General features: G+C 67.3%; 4 protein-coding genes. 2 read left to right on the top strand and 2 right to left on the bottom strand.

The genetic code is table 11. The features are described 5' to 3' along the window. Positions 1-98: IS3 family transposase (locus DSM100685_RS10540; RefSeq protein ID WP_152349624.1), on the top strand; the 98-nt coding region annotated here is incomplete at its 5' end. 486 nt (positions 99-584) lie between these two features. Here the strand turns inward: DSM100685_RS10540 and DSM100685_RS10535 are convergent. Beyond that, entirely contained in the window at positions 585-3,431 is a 2,847-nt protein-coding gene (locus DSM100685_RS10535) for an ABC transporter permease (RefSeq protein WP_152351292.1), read from the bottom strand. A gap of 23 nt (positions 3,432-3,454) precedes the next feature. Beyond that, entirely contained in the window at positions 3,455-4,291 is an 837-nt protein-coding gene (locus DSM100685_RS10530; RefSeq protein ID WP_152351291.1) for an ABC transporter ATP-binding protein, read from the bottom strand. Positions 4,292-5,868: 1,577 nt separating this feature from the next. On the opposite strand from DSM100685_RS10530, the gene DSM100685_RS11040 reads away from it, so the two are divergent. After that, the gene (locus DSM100685_RS11040; RefSeq protein ID WP_239512695.1) at positions 5,869-7,314 is read left to right on the top strand and encodes a tyrosine-type recombinase/integrase; all 1,446 of its coding nucleotides are present in this window, start codon (positions 5,869-5,871) and stop codon (positions 7,312-7,314) included. Positions 7,315-7,653: the final 339 nt, after the last annotated feature.

Below are 7,653 nucleotides of genomic sequence, written 5' to 3'. Positions count from 1 at the left end.
CCGCCTACCTGTCCCATTACAATGGGACCCGTATCAAGAAGTCGCTGGGCTGGATGAGCCCGGTGCAATACCGCAGACACCTTGGGCTGGCGGTGTAGCCGTCCAAGAAAAAGTCCGCACCCCCATGGGATCCGTGATGCACGGGATTTGCTCAATCTGGGGAGAGCGGCCCACGGATTGAGCGGGATCAGTGCGGGCGGGGAAGAATTGCGCCTGTTGCGTACTGGATTCGCTCAATCTAAGGGGTGATGGACACGCATTGAGCGGATCCAGTGCGCGGGGCGGCAAATTGAGTCCGTCACATACTGGATTCGCTCAATCTGCGGCGATCCGCCCATGGGTTGAGCGGATCCAGTGTCTGAGAACGATGAATGGGTCTGCTACGCATTGGATTTGCTCAATCCATGCGGTGACAGGCGTGGAATGAGCGGATCCAGTGCGGAATCCGGATACAGAATCCGGAGCACAGAGCATAGAGCACAGAGCACAGAGCACGGAATCCGTAATCCCAAACCGGGCGCACGGCAAAGGGCGGGTCCGATGCCCCGTGCTCACCCCGCGCTCGCATGCCGCTCGCCCGCCGCTCACTCGCTGCTCACCGCGTCGAGCACCGGCTGCTTCAGCGCGCACGAGGCGGGGGAGACCGACGCCACGAGCCCCACCACGATCGAGAGCGCCAGAAACGCCCCGATCTGCCCCCACGGAATCGCGAGCACCTCCAGCCCATCGGCCGCGTACACCGCGCGGATCACCACCCCGGCCGCGACGCCCACCGCGAGCCCCAGCAGCGTGCCGAACACGGCGATGATCGCCGCCTCGATGCCGAGCATCCCGCGCACCTGCCCGCGCGAGGTGCCGATCGCCCGCAGCAGACCGATTTCGCGCGTGCGCTCGGACACGCTCAGCGCCAGCGTGTTCACGATGCCGAAGACCGCGATCACGATTGACAGCGCCAGCAGCGCGTACAGGATGAGCAGGATCTGGTCGACCATCGAGCTCATGGTGGACTTGTACTCATCCCGGTCCATCACGTTCACTACGTAATACGGCTTCACGGCGTCCTTCAGCCGTTCCTTGAGCGCGCCCAGGTCCTGCCCCGGCTCGGCGGTGAGGTACATGATCATGGTGAACATGGTCTGCTTGGTGCCAAGCTCGTCGCCCAGCTCGTCGTTGACGATCACGCACGTGCGGTACACGTTGTTGGAGATGATCGCGCCGACCGTGAGCTCCTTGTCCACCTTGACGGTCTTGGTTTTGACGAACTGCGCGGGGTCGACGTTCTTCGCGTCCTCGGTGACCTGCTGGATCTTCGCCGCGGTGGCCTGCGCGCCGGCGGCGTCCCGGGTGGCGGTCTGCCGGGCGAGCTGCGCCTGAAGCTGCGCGACCTGCGACTGCACGGACGTCTGGTACGCCTCCTGCGCCTTCTTGGTCGCGTCCTCGTCCACCACGGTGTTCTCGGTGGTCACGCGCACCACGCTGCCCACCTGCCAGCCGCGGTCCTTGGCGATGGTCTCGCCCACCACGAGCCGACCGTCGCGCAGCGCCTCGTTCGCGTCGCCGGACTGGGTCTGCGGCGCATACACGTCGGTGAACAGCGAATCCTGCGCGGCGAACGTCATGCCGTTGACGCGCTCGCCGTCGAACTTCGCGCCGAGGATGAAGCGGTTCGCGGAGACCGATTTCAGGCCCTCCACGTTGCGGATCGCCTGCTCGGCGTCGTCGGGTATCTGCCCGGAGGAGGCGGAGAATACCGCGAAGTCGGACTTGAGTCCCGTGTCCACGATGCTCGCCACCGACGCCTTCGCGGAGGACGCCACCACGCCGAGGCAGCTCACGATCGCGAGCCCCACGAACAGGGCAGCCGCCGTGTTGGCCGTGCGCCGCTTGGAGCGCGCGAGGTTGCGCGAGGCGAGACGGCCGGTCACGGGGAACACGTGCGCGGGAATCCAGCCGAGCGTCGCGCCCGCCGGTCCCACGAGCGCCGGGGCGAGCACGATCACGCCCACCACGATGAGCGCCGCGCCCGCGCCGAGCGGCCAGCCCAAACCGATCGGCGCATCCCCGCCGGTCAGGGCGATCCGGTATGTCCACAGCCACGCGCCCGCGCCCAGCGCGCACAGCACGGCCCCGACCACGCCTCGCCGCAGCACCGGCTTCTCCGGGTTGACGGTCTCGTTCATCGCCTGAATCGGCGGGGCGAACGCCGCGCGCCGGGCCGGCAGGGACGCGCCGACCAACGTGACCAGCAGGCCCACGAGCAGACCGGCCAGCATGTCCGCGGGGGAGGGCGCCACGGCCCCGGACAACGGCGTGCCCATGCGCGCGAGCCCCGCCGCGATGAGCTCCACCATGCCCCAGCCGAGCGCGATGCCGGCCGCCGAACCCGCGAGGCCCAGCAGCACCGCTTGCACGACCACCGTGCCGAACACCTGCATGGGCGCCGCGCCGATCGACCGCAGCAGGGCGTAGCCGCGCATCGATTCGCGCACGATCATGGAGAACGTGTTGGCGATGATGAACGAGCCGACGAACAGCGCGATCACGGCGAAGATGAGGATGAGCGGCTGGATGAAGCCGAGCGATTCCTGCGTGGACTTGGTCTGCTCGGCGCGGTAGTCGTCGCCGGTGACCGCGTGGGCGTGCGCGTCGGCGGGCAGGGCCGCGTTGATGCGGTCGGCGAGCTCCCGCTGCTGCTCCCCGGTGAGCGGCAGGCCGCCGTTGGCCGTGCCGTACACGCCGATCACGCTCGTTTTGTCGGTCTCGTCGGACTTGAGGTCGCTGTAGTGCTTCGCGGTGGCGGGGTCGAGTCCGAGGATGATCGCGCCGGCCTGCGCGGCATCCGTGGAGAAGATACCGGAGACGGTCACGTCCTTGGCGCCGTCCTGATAGACGACCTTGGCCTTGTCGCCCACCTTGAGCCCGGACCGTTCGGCGGCGAAGGCGTGCAGCGCCACCTCGCCTTCGCCGCTCGGGTACGTGCCCTCGGTGAACGTGGCCGAACGCCAGGGATGGTCGGCGCTCATACCAATGCCGAGCGTGGGCGAGCCCATGGTGGCCACCGCGTCGCCGTTCGCGTCCACGAGCACGAGGCCGCTGACCGAATAGGTGACCGAAACCGGTTCCACGCCCTCGACGGCGTTCAGCGTGTCCGTCAGGTCGACGGGGATCGTGTTGTACTCCTTGGCGGACGAGCCCGTGCCGGCCGATGCGCCGCCCTCGCCGGAGCCATCGCCGTCGGTGACCTCGTCCGAGCCGCGCACGTACACGTCGTGGTCGGCGTTCGTGGCCATCATGTCGGCCACCTGGTTGTTCATCATCTCGCGGAAGCAGAACGATCCGACCACGAAAGCCACGCCGAGCGCGATGGCGACGGCGGACATGGCGAAGCGGCGCCGATGGGCGCGGGCGTCCCTCATGCCGATGCGGATCATCGCCCGGCCCCTCATCGCGCGTTTCATCGTGCGTCCTCGTCTCGGCCGGCTTCGTCGCCCTGCCCGCCGTTTTGCCCGTCGTCCTGTCCGTCGCCGGCGAACACCTCGAGGATCCGCTCGTACGTCGGATGGTCGAGGTCCTCGGTGATCCGTCCGTCGGCGAGCACGAGCACGCGGTCGGCGTAGGACGCGGCGCGCGGGTCGTGCGTGACCATGACGATCGACTGGCCGTAGTCGCGCACCGACTGCCTGAGGAATCCCAGCACCTCGCGGCTCGAACGCGAGTCGAGGTTGCCGGTCGGCTCGTCGGCGAAGATCACCGCCGGACGGGCCATCATCGCGCGGGCGCAGGCGACGCGCTGCTGCTGGCCGCCGGACAATTGGCTCGGGCGGTGGGAGAGGCGCTTCTCGAGGCCCACCACCTTGACGACCCTGCGGAACCACGCGCGGTCGATCGGCCGGCCCGCGATCTCCAACGGCAGCAGGATGTTCTCCTCGGCGCTCAGCGTGGGCACGAGGTTGAACGACTGGAAGATGAAGCCGATCTGGTTGCGCCGCAGATCGGTGAGCTGCCGCTGGTTCATCGCGGAGACCTCGAGCCCCTCCACGAACACCCGACCGGACGTGGGCGTGTCCAGTCCGGCCATGCAGTGCATGAGCGTGGACTTGCCGGAGCCCGACGGTCCCATGATCGCGGTCATGCGGCCGCGCGCGAACTCGACGTTCACATGGTCGAGCGCCGTGACCCGCGAATCGGCGTCGCCGTACGTTTTGACGAGGTCGACCGCGCGGGCCACCACCGGGTCTTCGGCGTCGGTGTGATCCGAGGCGTCGCCCGGGTTGCCGTTTGGGGCGCCGATGGCCGTACCGCCGTCCGGAAGTCCGTTGGGAACGGTGCATGTGCCGACGCCGGGAGCGTTACTCGGGGAGCCGAATGCCGCGCCATTCAAGTGATCGGCTGGTGCGCTGCTCGGAACCTCGTGCGGATCGGTAACCGGCGTGCCGTTCGGAACTCCGTTTGGGATGGCATCCGGCGTGCCGTTCGGGAAGCCGGCATTCGTGCTGTTTGTGAGGCTGTTCGGAGTTCCGGTGCCCGCGCCGCTCGACCGGCCAATGGCCGTCCGACTTGCTTCCGTTTCCGCCGGGAACCGTGCCGGCGTCCCGATGTCGGCCCTCGCGCGTTCCTTCTCCTGCTGCTGTTCCCGCTCCCGCAGTTGCCGCACATGCTTCGCCGAATGCCTGCCCATGTCCGCCTCGCTTGACTGTTGCGCCCGTTTTGCCGATGGCCGCCTTTATGTACGCAGTCTACCGGTCCGGCCGGTCGGGCCCATTTCGCGTCTGGTCCCGCCGGTCTTCATTGGCGGCGCCGACCACGGAAGCGGGTTATTTCTTGGCCGGTCGTTGGAATGAGTGGGCTCTTGGAATGAATGCCCTCGTTCCGTGGTCGGATTGGGATGACCGTTGGCCACGGAAGTGGGGTATTCGTCGCGCGATCGTTGGAATGAAAGGGATTTTGAAATGAATGCCGGTATTCCGTGGTCGGCTTGGACGGGCTGTCGACCGGGGAAGTGGGCTATTTCCCGGCCGGACGTTGGAATGGGTGGGTTCGCGGGGTGGATGCCCTCGTTCCGTGGTCGGATTGGGATGACCGTTGACCACGGAAGCAGGGTATTCGTCGCGCGGGCGTTGGAATGAATGGGATTTTGAAATGAATGCCGGTATTCCGTGGTCGGCTTGGATCGGCTGTCGACCGGGGAAGCGGGTTATTTTCCGGCCGGACGTCGAAATGGGCGGGCTCTCGGGGTGAACGCCCTCGTTCCGTGGTCGGATTGGGATGACCGTTGGCCACGGAAGCGGGGCATTCTTCGCGCGACCGTTGGAATGGGTGGGTTCTTGGGGTGAATGCCCGCGTTCCGTGGTTATGTCGGATTCTTGGCCGACCACGGAAGCGGGGCATTCATGACGCATGCCCCGTCATAATGCCGGTTCCGGGAAGAATGCCCGCGTTCCGTGGTTCGCCGCGGCGGACGATGGCAACGGAAGCGGGATTTTCCCGGTCCATTGTCGGATTCAGGCCATTCCAGCGGGAAAGTCGGTCTTCCGTTGTCGGCAGGGAGTCGCCCAATGACAACGGAAGACCGGTTTTTCCCGGCCAAGTGTTGCAATGCCACCGTTTTGACGGAAAACTCGGCGTTCCGTTGTCGATGAGAAGGTCAATATGGTAACGAAACGGAACCCCAACAGACTGTTGTGATGTCGCCGTTTTTGACGGACAAATCGGTGTTCCGTTGTCGGGGCAGTTGGGCGACGACCGTGCCGCGGCCCCGTGACGTGGACCACGACGCGGACCTTGATACGGCCCCGCGACGTGGACCCATGACGTTGGCCATGCGGCATCCGACACGTGATGCGGCTTCGTGCGGCGATAATGGGAGTCATGACGTGGTATGACGGCGCGCTCGACGCCTATCTGGGATTCCTCAAGGCCAATCGCGGGCTGAGCGAGAATACGCTCAGGGCGTACGGCATCGACGTGGGGGAGTGCCTGCACATGCTCGCGCTGCGCGGCGCGACGGACTTGCGGGAAGTGGGCATCGACGACCTGCGTCTGTGGATGGCGCACGAGTCGCGCTCGCACGCGCGCAGCAGCATGGCCCGCAAGACCGTGGCCGTGCGCGGGTTCTTCCGCTATTGCTTCGAGCATGGGCTGGTCGCCGCCGATCCGGCCGCCGGTCTCATGACGCCGAAGATCCCCGCCACGCTGCCGGCCGTGCTCACGGAGGCGCAGGCCGAACGCATGATGGATGTCGCCGACGAGGAGGCGGACGGGGAGCCGGATGGGCGTGCCGATGAGCAAGACGACGCGGTTGGGCTCGCGGGCGGATTGGGCACGCGGGCGGCGGGACATGGACATGACGGTGCGAGTTGCGGGAATCCGGGGCGGTCCGGGACGCGGGGATACGGGATGCGACGACTGGTCGGGACTCCGGCGGATCGCGCCGCCGCAGAGCGTGGCGACGCGGGGTGCGGGGAACCGAATCGTGCCGACGAGCCGGGCCATTTCCACGAATTGCATCGGTCCGGGGAACCGAGCCGTGCCGATGAGTCGTGCCGCTCCAACGAATTGTGCCGGTCCGGGGAATTGAGTCAGTCCGACAGACCGAACCGTTCCGACGAGTCGGGCCGTTCCGACGAGTCGGGCCGTTCCGACAAGTCGGGCCGGTCCGGGGCGCGGCGGCCGGTCGGGGCGTCGGCGGTTTCGCCGGGGAGGAATTCGGCGGCCCCCGCGCACAGTGACGATGCGAGGAAACGGACGGATGAGCGGATGGAGGAGGCGCTGCGCCTGCGCGACGCGGCGATCGTGGAGCTGCTGTACGCGACCGGCATGCGCGTGGCCGAGCTGGTGGGACTCGACCTGGACGACGTGGACTTCTCCCAGCGCACGGCCCGCGTGATGGGCAAGGGCTCCAAGCAGCGTGTGGTGCCGTTCGGGGCCCCGGCGGCGGAGGCGCTGCGCCGGTGGATCGAGGAGGGCCGGCCCGAATTGGCCGCGCGGGGCGTCGGGCGCGGCGGAGTCGGTCGTGGCGGCATCGGTCGGGCGACTGACCAGTCGGCGGTGTTCCTCGGCATGCGCGGCGGTCGGATCAACCAGCGGATCGCGCGCGACGTGGTGCACGACCAGGCCCGCCGCGCCGGCGTGCCGGACATCAGCCCGCACGCCCTGCGGCACTCCGCGGCGACCCACATGCTCAGCGGCGGGGCCGACCTGCGCGAGGTGCAGGAGATGCTCGGGCACGCCTCACTGGCCACCACGCAGCGCTACACGCACGTGTCCATCGACCAGTTGAAGCGGCGGTACGCGCAGGCCTTCCCGCGGGCGTGAGGGCGATATTGGACCGTCACGGTCAATGGTCGTGATCTGAAGGGCTCTCCCCGTGCGTGAGGGCGATATGCCTACCGTGCGGTGATGGCGAACGTGATCCCCGCCCCTTTCCCCGTGCGTGAGGACGATTCTCCGTTGCATGGCGCCCCGTATCTGCCCAATACGCATCCTGATTTTGCAGTATTGGGCGGATTCGCAATATTACGGCCGCTCGGAAGGCCCCTATAGTCCGTTTTTGCCCAATATTGCAATATGACGATGCAGATTGGGCATATACGGGCGGATGCGGCTGCAGATGAGTGCGGCTGTGGATGGGCGCGGGCGGATGCGGGGGATGCG

This window comes from Bifidobacterium avesanii, from assembly GCF_009299475.1.
Taxonomy (GTDB): Bacteria; Actinomycetota; Actinomycetes; order Actinomycetales; family Bifidobacteriaceae; genus Bifidobacterium; species Bifidobacterium avesanii.
The sequence above is the reverse complement of the archived record's forward strand: the minus strand, read 5'-3'. Positions and strand labels throughout refer to the sequence as shown.